This window comes from Marinobacter sp. G11 (assembly GCF_021282325.1).
Classification (GTDB): domain Bacteria; phylum Pseudomonadota; class Gammaproteobacteria; order Pseudomonadales; family Oleiphilaceae; genus Marinobacter; species Marinobacter vinifirmus.
Map to the genome: position 1 here is coordinate 62620 of NZ_JAJSPB010000015.1, position 21030 is coordinate 83649.

20 protein-coding genes are annotated in these 21030 nt (G+C 60.2%); 7 read left to right on the top strand and 13 right to left on the bottom strand.

What is annotated here, in order from left to right; genetic code table 11:
- Nucleotides 1-87 precede the first annotated feature (87 nt).
- The 3 genes from xseA to LWH94_RS11195 all read left to right on the top strand — a co-directional run bounded on the left by xseA (nucleotide 88) and on the right by LWH94_RS11195 (nucleotide 3992).
- Complete coding sequence (xseA, locus tag LWH94_RS11185; RefSeq protein ID WP_232902269.1) at nucleotides 88-1467, top strand: exodeoxyribonuclease VII large subunit; 1380 nt, start codon at nucleotides 88-90, stop codon at nucleotides 1465-1467.
- 70 nt (nucleotides 1468-1537) lie between these two features.
- The gene (locus tag LWH94_RS11190) at nucleotides 1538-3454 is read left to right on the top strand and encodes a propionyl-CoA synthetase (protein ID WP_332875490.1); all 1917 of its coding nucleotides are present in this window, start codon (nucleotides 1538-1540) and stop codon (nucleotides 3452-3454) included.
- A gap of 328 nt (nucleotides 3455-3782) precedes the next feature.
- Nucleotides 3783-3992, top strand: coding sequence for a cold-shock protein (locus tag LWH94_RS11195; RefSeq protein WP_022989121.1), 210 nt, complete (start codon nucleotides 3783-3785; stop codon nucleotides 3990-3992).
- Between the two features lie 106 nt (nucleotides 3993-4098).
- Here the strand turns inward: LWH94_RS11195 and leuA are convergent, their stop codons facing one another.
- A complete protein-coding gene (leuA, locus tag LWH94_RS11200; RefSeq protein ID WP_232902271.1) occupies nucleotides 4099-5793 on the bottom strand; it encodes a 2-isopropylmalate synthase in 1695 nt (564 codons plus the stop codon).
- 137 nt (nucleotides 5794-5930) lie between these two features.
- On the opposite strand from leuA, the gene LWH94_RS11205 reads away from it, so the two are divergent.
- The gene (locus LWH94_RS11205) at nucleotides 5931-6428 is read left to right on the top strand and encodes an Lrp/AsnC family transcriptional regulator (RefSeq protein ID WP_022989123.1); all 498 of its coding nucleotides are present in this window, start codon (nucleotides 5931-5933) and stop codon (nucleotides 6426-6428) included.
- Here LWH94_RS11205 and LWH94_RS11210 read toward each other — a convergent pair.
- The gene (locus LWH94_RS11210; protein WP_232902272.1) at nucleotides 6416-7039 is read right to left on the bottom strand and encodes a TetR/AcrR family transcriptional regulator; all 624 of its coding nucleotides are present in this window, start codon (nucleotides 7037-7039) and stop codon (nucleotides 6416-6418) included. The two genes, LWH94_RS11205 and LWH94_RS11210, sit on opposite strands and share 13 nt — an antisense overlap.
- Nucleotides 7040-7162: 123 nt before the next feature.
- On the opposite strand from LWH94_RS11210, the gene LWH94_RS11215 reads away from it, so the two are divergent.
- Nucleotides 7163-8896 (top strand): proline--tRNA ligase, encoded by a 1734-nt coding sequence (locus LWH94_RS11215; protein ID WP_232902273.1) that lies wholly within the window; start codon nucleotides 7163-7165, stop codon nucleotides 8894-8896.
- A 72-nt stretch (nucleotides 8897-8968) separates the two neighbouring features.
- Here the strand turns inward: LWH94_RS11215 and murB are convergent, their stop codons facing one another.
- The 9 genes from murB to LWH94_RS11260 form a co-directional block, all read right to left on the bottom strand.
- Complete coding sequence (gene murB, locus LWH94_RS11220) at nucleotides 8969-9997, bottom strand: UDP-N-acetylmuramate dehydrogenase (RefSeq protein WP_232902274.1); 1029 nt, start codon at nucleotides 9995-9997, stop codon at nucleotides 8969-8971.
- Nucleotides 9994-10485, bottom strand: a complete 492-nt coding sequence (locus tag LWH94_RS11225; protein ID WP_022989127.1) for a low molecular weight protein-tyrosine-phosphatase — start codon at nucleotides 10483-10485, stop codon at nucleotides 9994-9996. Before LWH94_RS11225 ends, murB begins: the two co-directional genes overlap by 4 nt.
- Nucleotides 10478-11263 (bottom strand): 3-deoxy-manno-octulosonate cytidylyltransferase, encoded by a 786-nt coding sequence (kdsB, locus tag LWH94_RS11230; RefSeq protein ID WP_022989128.1) that lies wholly within the window; start codon nucleotides 11261-11263, stop codon nucleotides 10478-10480. The genes LWH94_RS11225 and kdsB overlap by 8 nt, the downstream gene beginning before the upstream one ends.
- A gap of 17 nt (nucleotides 11264-11280) precedes the next feature.
- Nucleotides 11281-11469, bottom strand: a complete 189-nt coding sequence (locus LWH94_RS11235) for a Trm112 family protein (protein WP_022989129.1) — start codon at nucleotides 11467-11469, stop codon at nucleotides 11281-11283.
- The gene (lpxK, locus tag LWH94_RS11240; protein ID WP_058340705.1) at nucleotides 11462-12523 is read right to left on the bottom strand and encodes a tetraacyldisaccharide 4'-kinase; all 1062 of its coding nucleotides are present in this window, start codon (nucleotides 12521-12523) and stop codon (nucleotides 11462-11464) included. The genes LWH94_RS11235 and lpxK overlap by 8 nt, the downstream gene beginning before the upstream one ends.
- The gene (gene msbA / locus LWH94_RS11245) at nucleotides 12520-14292 is read right to left on the bottom strand and encodes a lipid A export permease/ATP-binding protein MsbA (protein WP_232902275.1); all 1773 of its coding nucleotides are present in this window, start codon (nucleotides 14290-14292) and stop codon (nucleotides 12520-12522) included. The genes lpxK and msbA overlap by 4 nt, the downstream gene beginning before the upstream one ends.
- On the bottom strand, nucleotides 14289-14714 hold the full coding sequence (locus tag LWH94_RS11250; RefSeq protein WP_058340703.1) for an ExbD/TolR family protein: 426 nt from the start codon (nucleotides 14712-14714) through the stop codon (nucleotides 14289-14291). Before LWH94_RS11250 ends, msbA begins: the two co-directional genes overlap by 4 nt.
- Nucleotides 14715-14719: 5 nt before the next feature.
- Nucleotides 14720-15346 (bottom strand): MotA/TolQ/ExbB proton channel family protein, encoded by a 627-nt coding sequence (locus tag LWH94_RS11255; protein WP_022989133.1) that lies wholly within the window; start codon nucleotides 15344-15346, stop codon nucleotides 14720-14722.
- 72 nt (nucleotides 15347-15418) lie between these two features.
- The gene (locus LWH94_RS11260) at nucleotides 15419-17797 is read right to left on the bottom strand and encodes a DNA internalization-related competence protein ComEC/Rec2 (RefSeq protein WP_269802572.1); all 2379 of its coding nucleotides are present in this window, start codon (nucleotides 17795-17797) and stop codon (nucleotides 15419-15421) included.
- A 140-nt stretch (nucleotides 17798-17937) separates the two neighbouring features.
- Between LWH94_RS11260 and LWH94_RS11265 the strand changes: the two genes are divergently transcribed.
- Complete coding sequence (locus LWH94_RS11265; protein ID WP_058340024.1) at nucleotides 17938-18483, top strand: DUF2062 domain-containing protein; 546 nt, start codon at nucleotides 17938-17940, stop codon at nucleotides 18481-18483.
- Here LWH94_RS11265 and LWH94_RS11270 read toward each other — a convergent pair.
- Nucleotides 18471-19181 carry an ABC transporter ATP-binding protein gene (locus LWH94_RS11270; RefSeq protein ID WP_232902277.1) on the bottom strand — a complete coding sequence of 237 codons (711 nt, stop codon included), beginning with the start codon at nucleotides 19179-19181 and terminating at the stop codon, nucleotides 18471-18473. The two genes, LWH94_RS11265 and LWH94_RS11270, sit on opposite strands and share 13 nt — an antisense overlap.
- Nucleotides 19174-20418 carry a lipoprotein-releasing ABC transporter permease subunit gene (locus LWH94_RS11275; protein WP_199455989.1) on the bottom strand — a complete coding sequence of 415 codons (1245 nt, stop codon included), beginning with the start codon at nucleotides 20416-20418 and terminating at the stop codon, nucleotides 19174-19176. Before LWH94_RS11275 ends, LWH94_RS11270 begins: the two co-directional genes overlap by 8 nt.
- 273 nt (nucleotides 20419-20691) lie before the next feature.
- Here LWH94_RS11275 and LWH94_RS11280 point away from each other — a divergent pair, with 273 nt between their 5' ends.
- The gene (locus LWH94_RS11280) at nucleotides 20692-20994 is read left to right on the top strand and encodes a hypothetical protein (RefSeq protein WP_232902278.1); all 303 of its coding nucleotides are present in this window, start codon (nucleotides 20692-20694) and stop codon (nucleotides 20992-20994) included.
- The last annotated feature ends 36 nt before the right edge of the window (nucleotides 20995-21030 follow it).

The following is a 21030-nucleotide window of genomic DNA, read 5'->3' on the forward strand; positions in this document are numbered from 1 at the left end:
GAACACAGTAAACCGCAGGGTTTTTGCGGTTTGGTTGCATCTTTCTGAATTTACGTTATTTTTGCCTGTCACCTTCGGCTATTGCGTATGAAAAAACCGGGAGCCCGCCCTTTGATACCCCCCTATCCGGACACCCGCCCAAGAGCACTGAGCGTTTCCGAACTCAATCACCAGGCCAGGCACCTGCTCGAATCCAGCTTCATGCAGGTGTGGGTGGAAGGCGAATTGTCCAGTTTTTCCCGGCCATCGTCCGGCCACTGGTACTTTTCGCTGAAAGACCAGAAATGCCAGGTACGCTGCGCCATGTTTCGCGGGGCGAACCAGCGTATTCGCACCCTGCCGAAAGAAGGCGACCAGATCCGCATTCGCGGCAAGGTGACCCTCTACGAGAACCGGGGTGACTTCCAGATCATCGTAGAACACCTGGAACCTGCCGGCCTGGGGCCGCTGCAGCAGGCATTTGAAGCCCTGAAAATGAAACTGCAGGCCGAGGGCCTGTTCGACCCGGCTCGTAAAAAGCCCCTGCCCGTTACGCCGCGCCATATCGGCGTGGTTACGTCGCCCACCGGCGCAGCCATTCACGACATTCTCACCGTGCTGGCACGGCGTTGTCCGGCCATTCCGGTCACGCTCTACCCCACGGCCGTTCAGGGCCAGGCTGCGACGGCCGACATTGTGAACGCCATCGATCGCGCCCAGCGCCACGGCGTGGCGGATGTGCTGATCATCGGCCGGGGTGGCGGCTCGCTGGAGGACCTCTGGTGCTTTAACGAAGAAGCCGTCGCCCGGGCCATTGCCGGATGCTCTATTCCCACCGTCAGTGCAGTGGGCCACGAAGTGGACGTTACCATTGCCGATTTCGTGGCAGACCTTCGGGCACCCACCCCCTCTGCCGCAGCGGAAAAAATCTCGCCGGATCAAAGCCAGTGGCTGCGCCGGCTGGCTGAACAGCAACTCCGGCTGGGGCAATCCGCCCGCCGTTTGCTGCTCCGGCTGGACCAGCAACTCGGCCACCTGGCCGCAAGGCTTCGGGACCCGCGCCGGGAACTCCAGGACAAAGCCCAGCGCATGGACGAGCTGGACATGCGCCTGAACAAGGCCATGAACCTGACGCTGCAGCAACAGCAACTTAAAACCGGACACCTGGCGCAGCGCCTGGGCACCCAGTCGCCAGCAAAAACCCTGCAGAATGCCGGGGAACAGGTGCAGCGGCTGAATGAACGGCTGGACAAAGCCATTCGCCAGAACCTGCGGCAGCAGCAGGAAAAGCTCCAGCTGAACGCGCAGACCCTGAACGTGGTCAGCCCGCTGGCCACCCTTGGCCGGGGCTACGCCATCGTGCGGGATGACCAGAATCGCATCGTACGGAGTGCCGATCAGCTGTCAGCCGGCCAGGCCATCAGCGCCCGGTTTGGACAAGGCAACGTGTCGGCAGAGGTGACGAAAGTCAATTCCGTCACAGAATAGACCCGGAACCGATCAAAACTACGCCTATGGTCTAGTAGCCCCCTTTTTCAAAGCCCCTACAGTTGTAGCCATCAACCCTAAAATAAAAAACGATACAACTGAGGTGGAGCACATGAGCTACAACGCCGAATTCCGTCGGTCGATTGATCAGCGGGACGACTTCTGGCGCGACCAGGCGCAAAACATCGACTGGATCGAGCCACCCAGGACCATCTGGCAGGCCAAGGATAACGGCCACGGCGAATGGTTTCCCGATGGTGTACTCAATACCAGTGACGTAGCGCTGGACGCCAACATCCGCGCCGGCCGCGGCGACCAGACCGCCCTGATTTACGATTCTCCCGTTACCGATACCCGCCAGACATTCACCTACAACGAACTGCGTGACGAAGTGGCCAGCTTTGCCGGCGCCCTGCGTGATCGCGGTATCGAAAAAGGCGACCGGGTAATCATCTATATGCCGATGATCCCCCAGGCCGCCATTGCCATGCTGGCCTGCGCCCGCCTTGGTGCCATCCACTCTGTGGTGTTCGGCGGTTTTGCCGCCCACGAACTGGCGGTACGGATTGAAGACGCCAAGCCCAAGGCCTTGCTGACGGCTTCCTGCGGCATCGAAATCACCAAGGTGATCGAATACAAGCCGCTGGTAGATAAAGCCATCGAGCAATCCAGCCACAAGCCGGAATTCTGCGTGGTCTACCAACGCCCGCAGGCAAAGGCAGACATGCAGGACGGCCGGGACTTTGACTGGAACACCATTTCTGCCGCAGCCAGCCCCGCAGACCCGGTACCGGTTAAAGCCAGTGATCCGCTGTACGTGCTGTACACCTCCGGCACCACCGGCAAGCCCAAGGGCGTGGTAAGGGATAACGGCGGCCACGCCGTCGCCCTGAAATACAGCATGGAACTGGTCTATGACGCCAAGCCCGGAGATGTTTTCTGGGCCGCCTCGGACGTCGGTTGGGTGGTTGGCCACAGCTATATTATCTACGCGCCGCTGTTCACCGGCTGCACCACCATCCTCTATGAGGGCAAGCCGGTACGCACCCCGGATGCCGGCGCTTTCTGGCGCGTGGTTGAAGAACACAAGGTGAACATGCTGTTCACCGCTCCGACTGCCTTCCGCGCCGTGCGCAAGGAAGACCCGGAAGCGGACCAGCTGGCCAAGTACGATGTGTCTTCCCTCAAGCGCATCTTCCTGGCCGGTGAGCGACTGGACCCGCCCACCTACGAGTGGCTGAAAGAACACACCGGCCTGCCGGTGCTGGACCACTGGTGGCAGACCGAAACCGGCTGGGCCATTTGCTGCAACCCGGTCGGCATTGAAATGATGGCCACCAAACCCGGCTCCGCCACGGTTCCCTCGCCCGGCTTCAACGTTCAGGTGGTGGATATGGACGGCCGCCAGGTACCCGCCGGCGAGCAAGGCCAGATTGCCGTTAAATTACCGCTGCCACCGGGCTGCCTGATGACCGTGTGGGGCGACGACGAGCGCTTCCTGAACAGCTACCTGCGGCCCATCGAAGGCTTCTACAGCTCCGGCGATGGCGGTTTTATTGACGATGACGGCTACGTGTTCGTGATGGGCCGTACCGACGACGTGATCAACGTGGCGGGCCACCGCCTGTCCACCGGCGAAATGGAAGAGGTGGTTGCCTCTCACCCGGCCATCGCGGAATGCTGCGTGGTAGGTGCCCACGATGATATGAAAGGGCAGATCCCGGTCGGCCTGGTACTGATCAAGGACGGCGCCACCATCGACCAGGACGAGCTGGAAGAGGAACTGGTGGAGATGGTGCGGGAGAAGATCGGCGCTATCGCCTGCTTCCGCCGCGCCATTGTGGTGGAAAGGCTGCCGAAAACCCGGTCAGGCAAAATCCTGCGGCGGGTGATCCGGCAAATCGCCGACGGTGAACAGTACAACGTACCCAGCACCATCGACGACCCGGCAATTCTGGAAGAAATCAGCGAGAAATTCGGACGCTGATCCGGCCCGGACCCTACCGTAAGAAAACCCATCAAGGCCTGCTCCCGACGGAACAGGCCTTGATGTCATTTTTATTACAACTCCTTGTTTTTTATCAATAAAAGCAAGAAAATCAATCTTCAGAAAATAATTGACGCCCCCCAAACTCGGTCTATACTGAAAATTGCTGTGAACCTCTGCAGCGGTATTTGGCGAATGCGTTCCAACGTCCTGCCCCGGCTTTTCGTTGCCCCTTCCTCAGTACGCTCCGGATGTTTCAGCTCATAACTGCCTAAGTGCAAAAATGAAGGTCCCGTGAGGGCAAATTTCAGTAAGACAGGAAAGATCGATGTCCGATACCAAAACCGGCCACGTGAAGTGGTTCAACGAATCCAAGGGCTTTGGCTTCATCGCCCAGGAAGGCGGCAGTGACGTTTTCGTTCACTACAGTGCAATCAACTCAAACGGTTTCCGTACCCTGGCTGAAGGCCAGCAGGTACAGTTTACCGTTACCCAGGGCCCGAAAGGCCCGCAGGCGGAAAACGTAACCCCTCTGTAAGGGCGCGCGTTCTCCGCCGGATGCCCCTCACGGGCAGACGGAAAAACAAGAAGGCCGGCAAATTTGCCGGCCTTCTTGTGTTCTGGTTAGCTCATCACAAACTGAGTCAGGCGCTTTCAGTCGGTTCCGGCGCCTTGGCTGCCGGCATTTCCGTACCTACGGCCTGGGCCACCGCAGAGAACAGGGCCTGCAGGGTCGCCGAGGTGGTGTCTTCCGCCAGGGCGGCAGCGCTACAGTGCTGGCCATTGGCTGTCAGGCGGATACACGCCAGTGCGTTAGCGTTGGTGCCCTCACCCAGCGCAAACTCGTCATAGGCCTCTACGGCGACGGTTACACCAAAGCGCTTGGCCAGGCCGTCCGACACCGCCTCTACCGCACCCAGACCGCGCCCTTCAAGGGTAACCGGTGCCTTCTCGCCACCTACCACCACTTCTGCGCGCACGCCATCTTCGTCCCGGTGCAGGTCATACGAACGCAATGACCAGTCACCGTACACCTTCAGATAGCGATCTTCGAACAACCGGTGAATGGTGTGGGAATCGATCTCGCCACCATTGGTTTCGGCCTCACGCTGCACCACCTTGCTGAACTCGATCTGCAACCAGCGCGGCAGGGTAATGTCATAGTCCCGCTCCAGCACGTAGGCAACGCCACCCTTGCCGGACTGGCTGTTGATACGCACCACTTCTTCGTACCGGCGGCCCACGTCGAACGGGTCGATCGGCAGGTAGGCCACGTTCCAGACGTCGCCTTCCTTGCGCTTTGCCAGGCACTTGCGAATCGCATCCTGGTGACTGCCGGAGAAGGCGGTAAATACCAGCTCACCTGCATACGGATGGCGCGGATGAGTGGAAATCTCGGTACAGGCTTCCACCACCTCGGTGATTTCCGCCATGCCGGACAAATCCAGGGTCGGGTCGATGCCCTGGGAGTACAAGTTCATGGCCATGGTCACCAGGTCCATGTTACCGGTGCGCTCGCCATTGCCCATCAGGGTGCCTTCCACCCGGTCAGCGCCGGCCATGACACCCAGCTCCGCGGCTGCAACCGCGCAACCCCGGTCGTTGTGGGTGTGCAGGCTGATGCTGATGTGCTCGCGGTAGCGAATGTTCTCGCAAATCCACTCTACCTGGTCGGCAAACACGTTGGGCGTGGACATCTCCACCGTGGCCGGCAGGTTGATAATGACCGGCTGGCCCTGGTCCGGACGCCAGACGTCGGTGACGGCATTAATCACTTCCGCGGCAAAGTCCAGCTCGGTACCCGTGAAGCTCTCCGGAGAGTACTGGAAGGTCCAGTCGGTATCCGGGTGGCGAGCCGCGATTTCTTTCACCAGGGTGGCGCCATTTACGGCAATCTCGCGGATACCGTCACGATCCAGGCCGAACACCTGCTCCCGCTGCACCGTAGAGGTGGAGTTGTACACGTGCACAATCGCCTGTTTCGCACCTGCCAGCGCTTCATAGGTGCGCTCGATCAGTTCCGGGCGGGCCTGGGTCAGCACCTGGATTTTTACATCCTCAGGAATGCGGTTTTCCTCGATCAGCTTGCGGCAGAAATCGAAGTCCGGCTGACTGGCTGCCGGAAAACCGATTTCGATTTCCTTGAAGCCAAGCTTGACCAGCAAATCGAACAAACGCTGCTTCTGGGCAACGGACATGGGCTTGATCAGGGACTGGTTACCATCCCGCAGGTCAACGGCACACCAGGTGGGGGCTTTTTCGATAACCTGGTCGGGCCAGCGGCGGTCTTTCTTGGCAACCGGCTTGAAGGCAACGTATTTACGATGATCAAAGGCCATATCTGACAATTCCTTTCACGGGTCTGTGTAATGACACCATTCTAACGCCGCTGCGGCGATATTTGGTTGCTATTTCGGGGCGCTTTCACTAACTTTACGGCATATAATTGCGATCATTAAAGGTTATAAAGAATAAAATGCCCACAAAAGAAAAGACCCTGATACAAATCGACAAAACGGACCGGAAAATCCTCGAACAATTGCAGAAAGACGGTTCGCTGACCAACCAGCAGCTGGCCGAAAAGGTGGGGTTATCGCCGTCGCCCTGCCTACGCCGGGTCAGGGCCCTGGAGGAAGCGGGCATCATCATTCGCACCGTAACCATCCTGGATCACAAAAAACTGGGGCTGGCGTTGACGGCGATTATCCTGATCGGCATGGACCGGCACACACCGGAGCGGTTTGCCGCCTTCGAGGAACAGGTTGCCGATTACCCGGAAGTCCAGGAGTGCTACCTGATTACCGGCCAGAGCGCCGACTACATGCTGAAGATTGTGGTGCCGGACATGGACCACTATCACCAGTTCCTGCTGAACCGGATTACCCGTATCCCGGGGGTCAGCGGCGTACATTCCAGCTTTGTTCTGCGGCGGGTAATCGACAGCACCGCCCTGCCTCTGGGTTACCTCTCCTGACGGATCAGCTCGGCCACATAGGCCTGGGTCATCACTTTCAGTTCACCGACCAGTTGCCGGCCCTGCTGGTCCGTCAGTGTCGCTGCCAGGCGCAGAATGGACCCGGCCGCCCGCGGTAGTAACAGGCTGGCATTCCAGCGGCGGTCATCCGGCAGGTCGGGGTATTCCTGTTGCAGGCGTGCATCCAGGTCACTGGCGTTGTTGTAGAGCTCGCGCAGGTCCAGGTCCCGCAACTCGGGCATGGCTTCAACGCCACTCCAGATGGCCGAATAGGCAGGCTCGGTGCGGTAGAAGGTGTAGAACTGCTCGATCAGCACTTCGATGGCCTCATCCAGGCCAAGTTGCGGCAGCTTCTCCCGGAGTGCACGTTCCATTTTCTCCACATGGCCTTCGGCAATGGCGTGGACGATGGCCGCCTTGTTCGGGAAATACCGGTAAAGGGAGGCGAGGGACATGTCCGACTGCCGGGCAATGGCCGACATGCTGGTGCCGTCTACCCCGTTCTCGTGAAAGATCGCAGCGGCGTGCCGCAAGATGGCGTCTACACGCTCCCTGCTCCGGGCCTGTACGGGCTTTCGGCGTGGTGTTACGTCGATAGATTCGTCAGTCATTATCTGTACCTTGTGCAGCAGGCTCCGTACAATAACGCCCACTTTACGACAAAGAAAGGCAGAGTCAGGCCAACAGACCTGCCAATTAGTCTTAACCCCGGATTTCAAAAAACGGAAGACACCATGCGAGCAAGCCGCTACCTGATTGCCACCCAGAAAGAGACCCCCGCCGATGCCGAGATCATCAGCCACCAGCTGATGCTGCGCGCCGGCATGATCCGCAAACTGGCCGCCGGCCTTTACACCTGGCTGCCCATGGGGCTGCGTACCCTGCGCAAGGTAGAGCGGATTGTTCGTGAAGAAATGGACAAGAGCGGCGCCCAGGAAGTGCTGATGCCCGCCGTTCAGCCCGCGGAACTGTGGCAGGAATCCGGCCGCTGGGAACAGTACGGCGGCGAGCTGCTGCGCATGAACGACCGCCATGGCCGGGATTTCTGCTTCGGCCCGACCCATGAAGAAGTCATCACCGACCTGATCCGTAACGAGCTCAAGAGCTACAAGGAACTGCCGGCCAACTTCTACCAGATCCAGACCAAGTTCCGCGACGAGCGCCGCCCGCGTTTCGGTGTGATGCGCGCCCGGGAATTCATCATGAAAGACGCCTACTCGTTCCACGTGAACGCGGCGTCCCTGGATGATACCTATCAGCTGATGCACCAGACCTACTGCAACATCTTTGATCGGCTGGGCCTGGATTATCGCCCGGTGCAGGCGGATTCCGGCTCTATTGGCGGCAGCGCTTCCCACGAGTTCCACGTGCTGGCCTCCTCCGGTGAAGATGCCATCGTGTTCAGCACCGAAAGCGACTACGCCGCGAACATCGAGAAAGCCGAGGCCGTGGCTCCGGCAGGCGAACGCCCGGCACCGGGCGAAGCCATGCAGGAAGTACACACCCCGGGCCAGAAAACCATTGAAGCGGTGTCTACGTTCCTGGGCCTGCCGGCAGAGCGCAGCGTGAAAACCCTGCTGGTAAAAGGCGAAGCCGACGAGAACGGCGAATCCGGCCTGGTGGCACTGATCCTGCGCGGCGACCACACCCTGAACGAGATCAAGGCTGAAAACCTGGCCGGCATTGCCGAGCCGCTGACCATGGCCACCGATGAAGAAATCGTGAAAGCCATTGGCTGCAATCCCGGTTCCATCGGCCCGGTTAACCTGCCGGTGCCGGTCATTGTCGACCGCAGTGCTGCCCACCTGGCGGACTTCGTATGTGGTGCCAACAAGGATGACTATCACCTGACCGGTGTGAACTGGGAGCGTGATGTAGCCCTGGGTCGGGTGGAAGACCTGCGCAACGTGGTGGAAGGTGACCAGAGCCCGGACGGCAAAGGCACACTGGAGATCCGCCGCGGTATCGAAGTGGGCCACATCTTCAAGCTGGGCAACAAATACAGCCAGGCCATGAATGCCACTGTGCTGGACGAGAACGGCAAGGCCGTGATCATGGAAATGGGCTGCTACGGCATTGGTGTGTCCCGCATCGTGGCGGCGTCCATTGAGCAGAACCACGATGACAAGGGCATCATCTGGCCCGACGCCATTGCTCCGTTCGAAGTGGCTATCGTTACCCTGAACGCCCACAAGAACGCCGTAGTGGCCGAAGCCGGTGACAAGCTTTACGAACAACTTCGCCAGGCCGGCTACGATGTGTTGCTGGATGACCGGAACGAGCGCCCGGGCGTGAAGTTTGCGGACATGGAACTGATGGGCATTCCGCACCGGTTTGTGGTTTCCGAGCGGGGCCTGGCGGCCGGTACCCTGGAATACAAGGGCCGTCGCGATGAAGATAAACAGGATATTGCCCTGGAAGAAGCCCTGCCCTTCCTGGTGAAGGCCTCACCCAAAGGCGGGCTCTGACCCGCCCGTCTGGTCTTTGGCGGGTGGCCGGCTTGGCCGCTCGCTGAAGGCAGGTAACACTGCAACAAAGTCTCAGTTACCGACGATACCCGGTTCCTGCTCCAGCCCCACCCCGAACTTGTTCCGCACCGATTCCCGCAGCTCCTGCGCCAGTGCCAGGATGTCCTGCCCGCTGCCCCCGGAATGATTGATCAATACCAGGGCCTGGCGGTTATGCACACCGACCGTTGCGTTTCGGTAACCCTTCCAGCCGGCCTGGTCGATCAGCCAGGCTGCCGCCAGTTTGACGCCTTCAGCAACCGGGTAGGACACCACGTCCGGAAAACGGCTAACAATGTCTTCAAATTGCGCCTGGCTGACCACCGGATTCTTGAAGAAGCTTCCGGCATTGGGCAGCACAGCCGGATCCGGCAGTTTTCGGCGGCGAACTGCCATCACCGCTTCTGCCACAGCCAGGGGCGTCAGTTGATCGGTGTCCTCGCTTCCCAGGTACTCCTGCAAGTCACGGTAACCGAGCTTCATCGGCTCGGTTCGGGACAGGGCCAGGCGGATTTCAAGAATTATGTAACGGCCGGGCTGATGCTTGAACAGGCTGTCCCGGTAGGCAAACTCGCAGTCGGCTGTCGGTAACTCGACCACTTCCATGGTCGTGCGATCCAGGGCCGTGACCGTTTTCAGGGTGTCGCACAGCTCCACACCGTAGGCGCCAATGTTCTGGACAGGCGCGGCCCCGGCGGTTCCCGGAATCAGTGCCAGGTTTTCGATACCCCGGTAACCGGAGCGGGCCGCATACAGCACCGCATCGTGCCACTTTTCCCCGGCCGCCAGCACCAGTACCGCGTCATCTTCCCGCACCTGCTCCCAGGTACGACCCCGGAGCGCCATGTGCAGCACCAGACCGTCGAAGTCACCGGCAAAGACCAGGTTACTGCCACCACCAAGTACCAGCGTTTGCTGGCCATTCTCGCGGGCCCAGTCAAGGGCCGCTTCAAGCTCGTCGGCGGTGGTAATGTCCGCAAAATAACGGGCCTTAGCCGGCACTGCCATGGTGTTCAGGCCTTGCAGGCTGACCTGCTCACGGATCTCGGGCAGTCGGCTCAAGCCAGCCGCTCCCGGATGGATTCCAGCAGGCCTTCGCTGGCCTCATGGATCAGGTCCAGCACCTGCTCGAAGCCGTCCTCACCGCCGTAGTAGGGGTCTGGCACCTCGGCATGGCCGGATCGACCGAACTCCAGGAACAGCCGGGGCTCTGTGCCACCGTTCTGGTTCCAGATATCCCTTACATCGGCCAGGTTGGAACGGTCCATCACCAGCACATAGTCAAACCGGTCAAGATCTTCGGCCTGGATCTGCCGCGCCCGAAGCTCCGCAATATCGACGCCGCGACGCTCCGCTGCGGCGGTGGCGCGGGCATCCGGGGCCTTGCCGATGTGCCAGTTACCGGTGCCGCAGGAATCAATATGCAGGCTTTCGAGCAAGCCCTGCTCTGCGGCCAGTTGCCGGAACACGCCCTCCGCGCTCGGCGAGCGGCAGATGTTACCCAGGCAGACAAACAGAACGCTGACTTTTCCGGATGCAGCATCAGACATAGCGCCCTCCCGCTTCAAGCAATGCCCGAACCCGGGCCAGGTCTTCTTCGGTGTCCACGCCGGCTGCCGGTGGCCGCTCGGCAATGTCCACATGGATACGGGCACCGTTGTACAGTGCCCTCAGTTGTTCCAGCGCTTCAACCTGCTCGGTAGGCGCAGGCGGCCAGGTGACGAACTGCCGCAACACGCTGGCGCGGTAACCATAGATGCCGATATGGCGGAAATAACCCACACCATCGGGCAGGTCTACATCCACCGCTGGCGCATTGGCCGGCCAGAAATCCCGGGCCCAGGGAATGGGCGCACGGCTGAAATAGTGGGCCATACCACGGGCGTCGAACACCACTTTCACCACATTCGGATTAAAAACCTGGCGGGCATCGTGGAGCCGCTCGCACAACGTAGCGATCTCGGCTTCCGGGTACAGCTCCAGGTTCTCTGCCACCTGGTTGATCAGGGCCGGCGGAATCAGCGGCTCGTCGCCCTGTACATTCACCACCCGGTGGTCGGCATCGAGCCCAAGCTTGCGGGCCACTTCTTCCAGCCGGTCGGTGCCACTGGCGTGGTTCGGTGAGGTCATCACCACCTCGGCTCCGAACCCCCTGCAGGCTTCTTCAATGCGCGCATCATCGGTGGCAACCACCACGCGGCTGGCACGGCTTTCTGCCGCGCGTTCGCACACATGCTGGATCATCGGCTTGCCAGCTATCATCGCCAGGGGCTTGCCGGGCAGTCGACTGGAAGCGTAACGGGCCGGGATAACAACGGTGAAAGACATGGACTACCCCGTACAGATCAGTGCTTGTCGAGACGTTCGTCGGTGCTCAGGGTCCGCGCTTCAACCGCCAGCATCACCGGAATACCCTCACGGATCGGGAATGCCATGGCATCCTGGTAACAGATCAGTTCGGTGCGGGCTTCGTTAAGCTTGAGTTCACCCTTGCAGACCGGGCAGGCCAGCAGGCCCAGCAGTTTTTTATCCATGGTCAGATCTCTCGGTATCATGTGGTTTAAGCTGCCCGGAACACTCCCTGAGCCGCTCGATAAAACGTTGTTCAAAAGGTTCCGATACCCGGGCCTCTACCGTCAACACCCAGGCGTTGTCGGGCGCAAAGCCACGGCATTTCACCGCATCCTTGGCGGTCATCACCAGCCACTCCAGGGCGCCGGAGGCCAGGTCTTCCGGGCGGAAATGGTGATGGTCAGGAAATGGCACTTCATTAACGTGTGCACCCAGGCCACGAAGCGTGTCGAAGAATCGCCCGGGGTTGCCGATACCTGCTACCGCCCGTACCGGTTTGCCTTTCAGCTTTTCCGGGGGTACGGTCTCACCGGAATTCAGGTTCACCAGGGCGGAGGGCACCAGCTCCATGGCATGGATATCCGGATGGTCAACGCCGGCAAAGCTGTCCAGGGTCTCACCTGCTTCCGGGAATCCGGCGCCGTTAAGGATGACAAAATCGACGCTGCCCAGGCGCTCGACGGGCTCCCGCAATGGGCCTACCGGAATAATCGCACCGTTGCCGATGCCCCGCCGGGCATCAAACACCGCCAGCTCGATATCTCTTGGCAGCCGGTAGTGCTGCAGTCCGTCATCGCAGATCAGCACGTCGCCCAGACCGTTCTCCAGTGCCCAGGCAGCGCCCCGGCACCGTTCCGGATCCACCACCACCGGGCAACCGGTTGCCTGGGCCAGCATCAGGGGCTCATCACCGCTCACACCCGGCGAAGTGCCTTCACTGACTAACAGGGGGTAGTGATTGCTTTTGCCGCCGTAGCCCCGGCTCAGAATGACCGGTTTCCAGCCTTCCTGCTTCATGCGCTGCACCAGCCGGGCGGTCAGGGGCGACTTGCCGGTACCGCCGGCGGTGATGTTACCCACCACCACCACGGGTACCGGGAGGGATTCGTTACGGGCCTGCCAGGCCTTCCGGCGCCGGGATTCCGACACCGCCCGGTACAGCCAGGCCAGTGGCGTCAGCAGGGCCAGTGGCCTGCCCCGCCCGTACCAAAGCCGATCGACCAGGCTGGTACTCATGCCTGCTCGCTGAACTGAATCTGGTGCAGCTGGGCATAGGCGCCATCGGCCGCCAGCAGTTCATCGTGGTTACCGGATTCAACAATGTGGCCCTTGTCCATCACCAGGATCCGGTCGGCTTTCTCGATAGTGGAAAGACGGTGCGCAATCACCAGCGTTGTCCGCCCTTCCATGACCGTTTCCAGCGCTTCCTGGATATGCCGCTCAGACTCTGTATCCAGCGCCGAAGTGGCCTCATCCAGAATCAGGATCGGCGCGTTCTTCAGCAGCGCCCGGGCAATGGCCAGCCGCTGTCGCTGACCACCCGACAACATCACACCGTTATCGCCGATCATGGTATCCAGCCCTTCCGGCATGCGGTCGATAAACTCCAGGGCATGGGCCTTGGCCGCTGCTTCCCGAATCTCCTCACGGCTGCAATCCCGCAACGCGCCATAGGCAATGTTGGCGGCGATGGTGTCGTTGAACAGCACCACGTTCTGGTTTACCAGGGCAATCTGCGAACGCAGCGCCTGCAGGGAGAATTCTTTCAGGGAATGGTCGTCGATGCGGATATCACCGCCGGTGAACTCGTAGAACCGGGGCAACAAACTCACCAGCGTGGACTTGCCGCTGCCGGAGCGCCCGACCAGGGCAACGCTCTGGCCCGCTGGAATGCTCAGGGAAATGCCTTCCAGTACGTTATCCAGCTGGTCGCGGTAGCGGAAGGACACCTGGTCAAACTCGATACGGCCTTCCACCCGCTCCGGCGCGAACCCGCCACGGTCTTCTTCCGGCTGTTCGTCCATGGTTTCGAACACGTCGTAGGCGGCGGCCACACCCTTCTGGATCTTGGCGTGTACCGATGTTACCTGGCGGATCGGCTTGGCCATGGTGGTTGCCGCGGTAATGAAGGCAACCAGTTGTCCGGTGGTCATTTCACCGCGAATTTCCGGGGCCAGCATGGTCCAGACCAGGGCCGCAATGGCAATTGCCACCAGCACCTGGATCACCGGCACACTGATGGCCTGGGTGGAAGCCATTTTCAGGCTCTGCTTCAGGTTGCGCTCGCTGACATCGCGGAAACGCTCCCGCTCGTAGTCTTCGCCACCGAAGGTACGCACCACCCGGTAACCGGTAATGGATTCCGAGGCCACGTGGGTAATATCACCCATGGAGCCCTGAATGCGCTTGCTGATCCGGCGGAAGCGTTTACTGGCATAGCTGACCACGAAACCGATCACCGGCCCGACGGTGAGGAACACCAGGGTCAGTTTCCAGTTGGTATACAGCATGAAGCCCAGCAAGCCGACAATGGTCAGGCCTTCGCGCAGGGTAATGGTGATGGCATTGGTAGCCGCTTCCGCCACCTGCTCCACGTTGAACGTCAGCTTGGACACCAGCCGGCCAGCGGCGTTGTCGTCGAAGTAACGGGATGGCAGGGTCATCAGCCGGTCAAAGACATCGTTACGCAGGGCGTTGATAACATTGCGGCCAACATAGCTGATGAAATACTGACTGAAGAAGGTGCCCAGGCCGCGCAGGGCAAACACACCAACGATCAGGCCGGTCAGGAGCATCCGGTTCTGGTCGGTGGGGTTTTCAATGGCGGTGATCACATACTCCATGGCTGCCGCCATACCGGTAGACGCCGCCGCGTAGATAATGTTGCCCAGCACCGCCAGCGAAAAGGCCAGCCAGAAAGGTTTTACGTAGGTGAGCAGGCGCTTGTAGGTTGTCCAGCTTCCAACCGGCGGAGCTTTGAGCGGTTCCGACCTTACATCGATCACTGGCTGTCAGCCTCCCGCTCTGTGGTTATGCTCAGTTTCGCAAACCCCAGGCGACCGGCCACATCCATGGCGCGCACAACAAATTCGTGGGGAGTACGGGCATCTGCCGTGATGATAAACGGCAGGTTGCTATCTCCCTCAGCCAGTTCCCTGACACCCCGCTCCAGGGTCTCGCGCCGGTTGTTCACCAGTGTCCTGTCATTCAGGATGTACTGGCCTTCGGCATTGATCACCACGTCAATCTGGTGCACTTCAGACGGCGTTGCCGGATCACCACTGGCTTGCGGCAATTCCACTTCCAGGTGGCTTTCCCGGGTAAAGGTGGTGGATACCATAAAGAAAATCAGCAGCAGGAACACCACGTCGATCAGTGGCGTCAGGTCTACCCCGACTTCCTGGCTTCGTTGGCGCTTGAACTTCACTGTGTTCAGGCTCCTTCCACGTCGATTTCACGGTCACCATGAACCACTTCCACCAGCTTTATGGCTTCCTGTTCCATGTTAACCACCAGCTCGTCAACGCGGCGGATAAAATAGCGATGGCAGATCAGCGCCGGAATGGCAACGCTCAGGCCTGCAGCCGTGGTGATCAGGGCTTCGGAAATACCGCCTGCGAGGTTGCCTGCGTTACCGACACCGGCCAGCTGGATCTCGGCGAATACCTTGATCATACCGATAACCGTCCCCAACAGACCCAGCAGCGGGGTAATGGTGGCAATGGTTCCCAGCGGGTTCAGGAACCGTTCCAGCTCGTGGATAACCTGGCTGGCTTCGTGTTCGATGCTTTCTTTCATGACCTCACGGCCATGCTTAGCATTGATCAGACCACCGGCCAGAACCCGGCCCAGCGGAGAGGAGCCCTGCAGGGCTTTGAGCTTGCGACCGTTAAGCTCTTTTTTCTTGATCCAGCGCCAGAGCTCATTGATCGATTGAGGCGGCGCTACGCGGGAAGCACGCAAAGACCAGAATCGCTCCAGAACGATGGCAAGGGCCAGAATGGAACAGGCAACAATAGGCACCATCAGGATGCCACCGGCTTTCAACAGCTCGAACACGCTTGATCTCCCTGATTAATTACAAGCCGCGCTACTTTAGCATAGCTGCCGGTGCAGGCCACACCCGGAATGTCACGGTATATTACATTGGTCACGGGCCAGGCCCGGAGCGGCTACCCAGAAGGGTGCGGAATGGCGGATTTCTTCGATTTCCGGGCCTGTCGCCGGCAAGGTAATGGCAACCTGACCGGAACAGGCTGTATTCAACGCCCGGGCTCCAGCCTGTCGATAGCGGGCCGTCACCTCCGGATGGGGGTGCCCGAAGCGATGGCGATATCCGGCGGTGTAGATGACCTGGTCGGGCCGCAGAGTTTCCACCCAGCTTTCTGACGACGAGGTTTTGCTGCCATGATGGGGTGCCAGCACCAGGCGGTGGGCCGGCCGCCGATGGAACCAGTCCAGTTCCGGGTCCGCCAGCATCCGGGCTTCTACCCCGTCGCTGATATCACCGGTCAGCCAGATCTCGGTATCCGACAGCCCATGGCTTACCCGGAGCACACAGGATGCATCGTTACCCTCCGTTGCATCCGGCGCTTGCCAGAATGCCAGCTCCAGGTCTCCCCAGTGCTCGGCGACTGCCGGGCAGTCATGCACAAGGCGCAGGCCGTCCAAACTCCCGGATAACTCCCCGGCTTCACCGCTGGATATCCGCACCACATCGAAGGTATCGAGCAACACAGGCAAGCCGCCGGAATGGTCGTTATCGGCATGGCTCAGCACAAGGTGGTCTATCCGCCGGACACCCCGGGCGCTAAGCTCCGGTATCAACACCGAATCGGCCGCAGAAAACACGCCTTTCACCTCCGGGCCGGTGTCATAGAGCAGCACCTTGTCATCCACCCGGATCAGAACTGACAGCCCCTGCCCCACATCCAGGATGCGAATTTCCGGAACCGCCACTGACGAGTTCACCGGGTCGCGATGGTACAGCGCCGCAAGACTCCATAAGGCGATGGCGGCGAATGCCGCGGGCCGGAACCCGGGCACCGGCAGCCGGATCATGACAACCACCACCAATGCCAGCAAGCCGGACTGCGCAACCTTGCCTCCTCCGGGCACAGGCCAGTCCAGAACCTGGACCCACTCAAGCCAGCCCCAGAGCAATGCCAGTGCCCCGTCCATCAGCACCATCGCGAAGCCCGACAACCCGCCGCCGGACAGCGCCGACAGCAACGCACCCACAAACAACACCGGCATCACCACCAGGGACACCCAGGGAATGGCCAACAGGTTGGCCAGCAATCCAGCCACCGGCTGGCCCAGACCGAAGTGCGACAGAACCGGCCACAAACCGGCGAACACCGCAAACTGCGCGAGCACCAGGCCTTTCAGCCAGCCCGGAGCCGCCACCCTGCCGGCAAACACCAGCAACAATACCGCCACCGCACCAAAGGAAAGCCAGAAGCCCTGATCCAGCGGCGCAAATGGATCCAGCAGTAACACCAGGAACAGCGCCGCCACAAAGGGTTGCCAGGCACTGGCTTCCCGGGCCATCAACAGATACCAGCCACCCACAACCACCATGATCAGGGCCCGGCGGGTAGGCACCGTAAACCCCGCCAGCAGGGCATAGGCCAGGCTGCACAGCATCACCAATGCAAACACCGCCACCCGGCCTTGATGAACGGACACCCACCCCGATGGCACCAGCAACAACAGCCGGCGCCCGAGCAGCCCCACTGCTACCGCCACCAAGCCCAGATGCAGGCCGGAAATAGCCACCAGGTGAATGGTGCCGGTGGCTTTCAGGGTATCCCAATGGGCGTTTTCCAAATGCCCGCGGTTACCGATCAACAGCGATGCAATCAGGGGAAACTGTTGTGCCTCACCAAACCAGTCTTCCACCACAGCCGCCACCGACCGGTGCCAGGCCCGGTATTCGCAGTGCCAGCGACAGGCAAGCCCGGGCTCCGGGGCAACACTTTTGACGCTGCCCGTGGCTCGGAAGCCGTTCCGGAACAGCCAGTCCTCGTAACGAAAGCCGGCCTGGTTCAGGTTGCCGTGGGGGCGTTTGAGGACGACTTCCAGGCGCAGCCGGTGGTCAGGCAGGTCTTTACCGTCACGCCCGTACCAGGCCAGCCGCAGGGTTTCCGGCAAGCGGGTGCCTTCGGGCACCGTCGCAGGTTCGTGCCAGCGCTCGACACAGAGATTGAAACGGAGACTGCCAAAGCTGCCCGGTTGAGGAAGGCTGCACAGATGACCGGAGACTGTCACCTGCTCGCCCTCAAGCCCCTGGGGCAACCGCTCCGCCAGGCGCCCATCGGCATGCCAGGTGGCCCAGAGCAGGCCCAGCAGCCCGAAACAAACCAATAAACAGAGACTGGAGAACCGGCTGCCCCGACCCCAAAACGCGACGGCACCAACCATGAAGGTAAGCACAAACAACCATGTATAAGGTGGTAAGACTGTCAGCCAATACAGTAAGATAACGCCGCTAGAGAAGGCGACCATGCAGGATGCGGCCAGCGCCGGTTTTATGCGCTCACAGCCGTTATAAACTTGCCCGGACACTCCCTGTCCTCCTCTGGTAAAAGCTGACAATTTCCGTTTGTCAGTGGTGTTTCACTGCAACGCAACAGGCCGAACTTCCAATGCCGAAGAAGTTCATGAAACGGTATTTGCCCAGCCCCGAGAGAGTGCGCGCCATGCGTTCGCTGCACTTTCTGGGCGATATCCTCCATGAACCCAACCTGTGGCACATCAACCGGCATTGCGTAGCACGGGCGTTCCTGGTCGGCGTCTGGTTCTGTTTTATTCCTATGCCCTTCCAGATGCTGGCCGCGGCCTTCTGTGCCATCTGGATCAACGCTAACCTGCCCTTGTCGGTGGCACTGGTGTGGATCAGCAACCCGCTGACCATGCCACCCATGTTCTATTTCAACTACAAACTCGGGGCCTGGCTGCTGGATCGCCCGGTGCTCGACTTTGAATTCGAACTTACCTGGCACTGGATCAGCCACCGCCTGGTGGACATCGGCATTCCGCTGTACCTGGGGTCACTGATCATCGCCACCCTCTGTGCCTGCCTCGCCTATCTGGGCATCCAGTATCTGTGGCGGCGAAAAATCCGCACCGACTGGCGCCAGCGACGCATAGCCAGGCGCGCTGGCCGCGCCCCTGGTAATCAGACTTCCTGAACCAGCCGGCCCTGTTCCAGGCGCAACACCCGCCCCAGACTCCGGGCCATGGTCATATCGTGTGTCACCATGATGAACGCGATGCCGGACTGATCACGCAGCTCCTCGATCAAAGCCCGAACCCCCTCACCGGTGTGCTGGTCCAGGTTACCGGTAGGCTCGTCCATCAACACGCAATCCGGCTCGTTCACCAGGGCACGGGCAATGGCCACGCGCTGGCGCTCTCCGCCTGACAGTTCACCCGGCTTATGACGAAGCCGCTCAGCCAGGCCCACACGCCCGAGAAGCGCTTCGGCTTTCGGAAGGGCCTGGGCCGGCGACAAGCCACCCAACACACAGGGCAGCATCACATTCTCCAGTGCGGAGAATTCTGGTAACAGGTGATGAAACTGATACACGAACCCCAGATGGCGATTACGGAAGCGGGCCCGGCCGGCTTCCGAGAGTTTGTGAATGTTCTGGCCACAAATCTCGATCTGGCCGGACGAGGGCTTGTCCAGCCCGCCCAGCAGGTTCAGCAGGGTAGTCTTGCCTGCACCGCTGCTACCGACAATGGCAACGGTTTCTCCGGGCGTCACCTCCAGCGAGATGTCAGAGAAAATCGTGAGCTTCTCCGGGCCCTCACTGTAGGTTCGGGTTACCTGCCGGCAGTCGATCACCAGAGGCTTGCCTGCCTCGTTCGCTGTGACATTACTCATAGCGCAAAGCCTCCGCCGGTTCGACCCGCGATGCACGCCAGGCCGGGTAAATCGTTGCCAGCAGGCTCATGGCAAGGCCGGCACCGCTGATAATAAACACATCCTGCCACTGCAACTGCGATGGCAGATAGCTGATGAAGTACACATCCGCACTCAGGAACTGGTGCCCCATGGCGCTTTCCAGCCAGGCAATAATGCCGCTGATGTTGAGTGCGCCCAGCACACCCAGGGTGGTGCCGACCAGCGTACCGAACACGCCGATTACCGCCCCCTGGATAATGAAAATGCGCATGATCCGGCCCGGGGTGGCCCCCATGGTGCGCAGAATGGCGATGTCGGCCGTCTTATCCGTTACCACCATCACCAGGGTGGATACAATATTGAACGCAGCCACCGCCACAATGAACATCAGCAACAAGCCGATCATGGTTTTTTCCATGCGGATAGCCTGGAACAGGTTGCCGTGGGTGCGGGTCCAGTCGGATACGTAATAGCGGCCACCCAGCTCCTGGGCCACCTGGTTAACCACCCGGGGCGCGGCAAACAGATCATCCACCAGCAAGCGCACACCTTCCGCCTTGCCACCGGTGCGCATCAGTCGCGCAGCATCGTCCATGTGGATCAGGGCGTAGTTTCCATCGAGTTCTGCGCCGACACTGAAAATACCCTTCACGGTGAAGCGTTTGAGCCTGGGCAACACACCGGCCGGAGTCACCGACGCTTCGGGCAACACCACCGTCAGCTTGTCGCCAATCGCCAACCGCAGACTGTTGGCCATCAACCGGCCGATAATGATGCCGAATTCACCGGATTTGAGATCGTCCAGCCCACCTTCGATAAAGTGGTTCTCGATGATCGAAACCGAGGCTTCTTCTTCCGGCAGAACACCGCTGAGCATCACCCCGCGCACATTGCCGCCACCGGTCACCATGCCCTGCCCCTGGATAAACGGCGCAGCCGCCAGCACCCTGGGATGTTCCTGCACCAGCTGGTCAATCTGCTGCCAGTCTTCCAGCGGGCCATTGGCGCCCTGAATGGTCGCGTGGGGCACCATGCCCAGAATTCTCTGCTTGAGCTCCCGGTCGAAGCCGTTCATCACCGACAACACAATAATCAGCACCGCCACACCCAGCATAAGGCCGATCATGGAGGTCAGGGAAATAAAGGAAATAAAGTGATTGCGCCGTTTGGCGGCCGTGTATCGCAGGCCTATATAAAATGATAAGGGTCTGAACATTAGGAGGTGCCTGTCGCCACTTTCAGAGGGGTAGATGCCGGCGCGCATTATCGCCTTGGATCAAAATGCGTTGCAACCGCACCACCCGCCGCACCATGGCCGGCAGGCTGCCCCCAAATTTGCCCCCGATGTGATCCAATGACTGAAAACACGGGGGCAAACCGGATAAACTCTCGAAAATATACTGACTTTTGCTAATATTTTCGGGATATTACGTTTTATACACATTCCGTGGACACACCACAGCATTCCGGCATCAGTGGAGAGCCATCTATGAACAACAAACGGAACCTGATCGCTGCGTTTACCATGGCCGCAGCAGTTGCGGTTGCAGCCCTGCCCCAGGCCCATGCAGAGCAACTGACCATCCCGGTTGGCAGCCAGGCCGACCGCAGCCTTGTCAAACTGCCGGCCAACGGCATGACCGGCGATTCCGTGCAGGGCCGTTGGGGTGCCCCTATGGAGATTCGGGGCCCGGTTGGCCAGCCACCGATTACCCAGTGGCACTACCAGGATTTCGTGGTGTATCTGGAGCACGACCGGGTTATCCATGCGGTCATGAAGCGCCGCAAATAACCGGTCGGGGGCAATACACCGGATTTTCATTGCCCA

What these genes read in the sequence shown, in the direction of transcription:
- xseA (WP_232902269.1), top strand. Translation starts at nt 88, where the DNA reads ATGAAAAAACCGGGAGCCCGCCCTTTGATACCCCCCTATCCGGACACC.
- LWH94_RS11195 (WP_022989121.1), top strand. Translation starts at nt 3,783, where the DNA reads ATGTCCGATACCAAAACCGGCCACGTGAAGTGGTTCAACGAATCCAAG.
- leuA (WP_232902271.1), bottom strand. Translation starts at nt 5,793, where the DNA reads ATGGCCTTTGATCATCGTAAATACGTTGCCTTCAAGCCGGTTGCCAAG.
- LWH94_RS11205 (WP_022989123.1), top strand. Translation starts at nt 5,931, where the DNA reads ATGCCCACAAAAGAAAAGACCCTGATACAAATCGACAAAACGGACCGG.
- LWH94_RS11210 (WP_232902272.1), bottom strand. Translation starts at nt 7,039, where the DNA reads ATGACTGACGAATCTATCGACGTAACACCACGCCGAAAGCCCGTACAG.
- LWH94_RS11215 (WP_232902273.1), top strand. Translation starts at nt 7,163, where the DNA reads ATGCGAGCAAGCCGCTACCTGATTGCCACCCAGAAAGAGACCCCCGCC.
- LWH94_RS11225 (WP_022989127.1), bottom strand. Translation starts at nt 10,485, where the DNA reads ATGTCTGATGCTGCATCCGGAAAAGTCAGCGTTCTGTTTGTCTGCCTG.
- kdsB (WP_022989128.1), bottom strand. Translation starts at nt 11,263, where the DNA reads ATGTCTTTCACCGTTGTTATCCCGGCCCGTTACGCTTCCAGTCGACTG.
- LWH94_RS11235 (WP_022989129.1), bottom strand. Translation starts at nt 11,469, where the DNA reads ATGGATAAAAAACTGCTGGGCCTGCTGGCCTGCCCGGTCTGCAAGGGT.
- lpxK (WP_058340705.1), bottom strand. Translation starts at nt 12,523, where the DNA reads ATGAGTACCAGCCTGGTCGATCGGCTTTGGTACGGGCGGGGCAGGCCA.
- LWH94_RS11260 (WP_269802572.1), bottom strand. Translation starts at nt 17,797, where the DNA reads ATGGTCGCCTTCTCTAGCGGCGTTATCTTACTGTATTGGCTGACAGTC.
- LWH94_RS11265 (WP_058340024.1), top strand. Translation starts at nt 17,938, where the DNA reads ATGCCGAAGAAGTTCATGAAACGGTATTTGCCCAGCCCCGAGAGAGTG.
- LWH94_RS11270 (WP_232902277.1), bottom strand. Translation starts at nt 19,181, where the DNA reads ATGAGTAATGTCACAGCGAACGAGGCAGGCAAGCCTCTGGTGATCGAC.
- LWH94_RS11275 (WP_199455989.1), bottom strand. Translation starts at nt 20,418, where the DNA reads ATGTTCAGACCCTTATCATTTTATATAGGCCTGCGATACACGGCCGCC.
- LWH94_RS11280 (WP_232902278.1), top strand. Translation starts at nt 20,692, where the DNA reads ATGAACAACAAACGGAACCTGATCGCTGCGTTTACCATGGCCGCAGCA.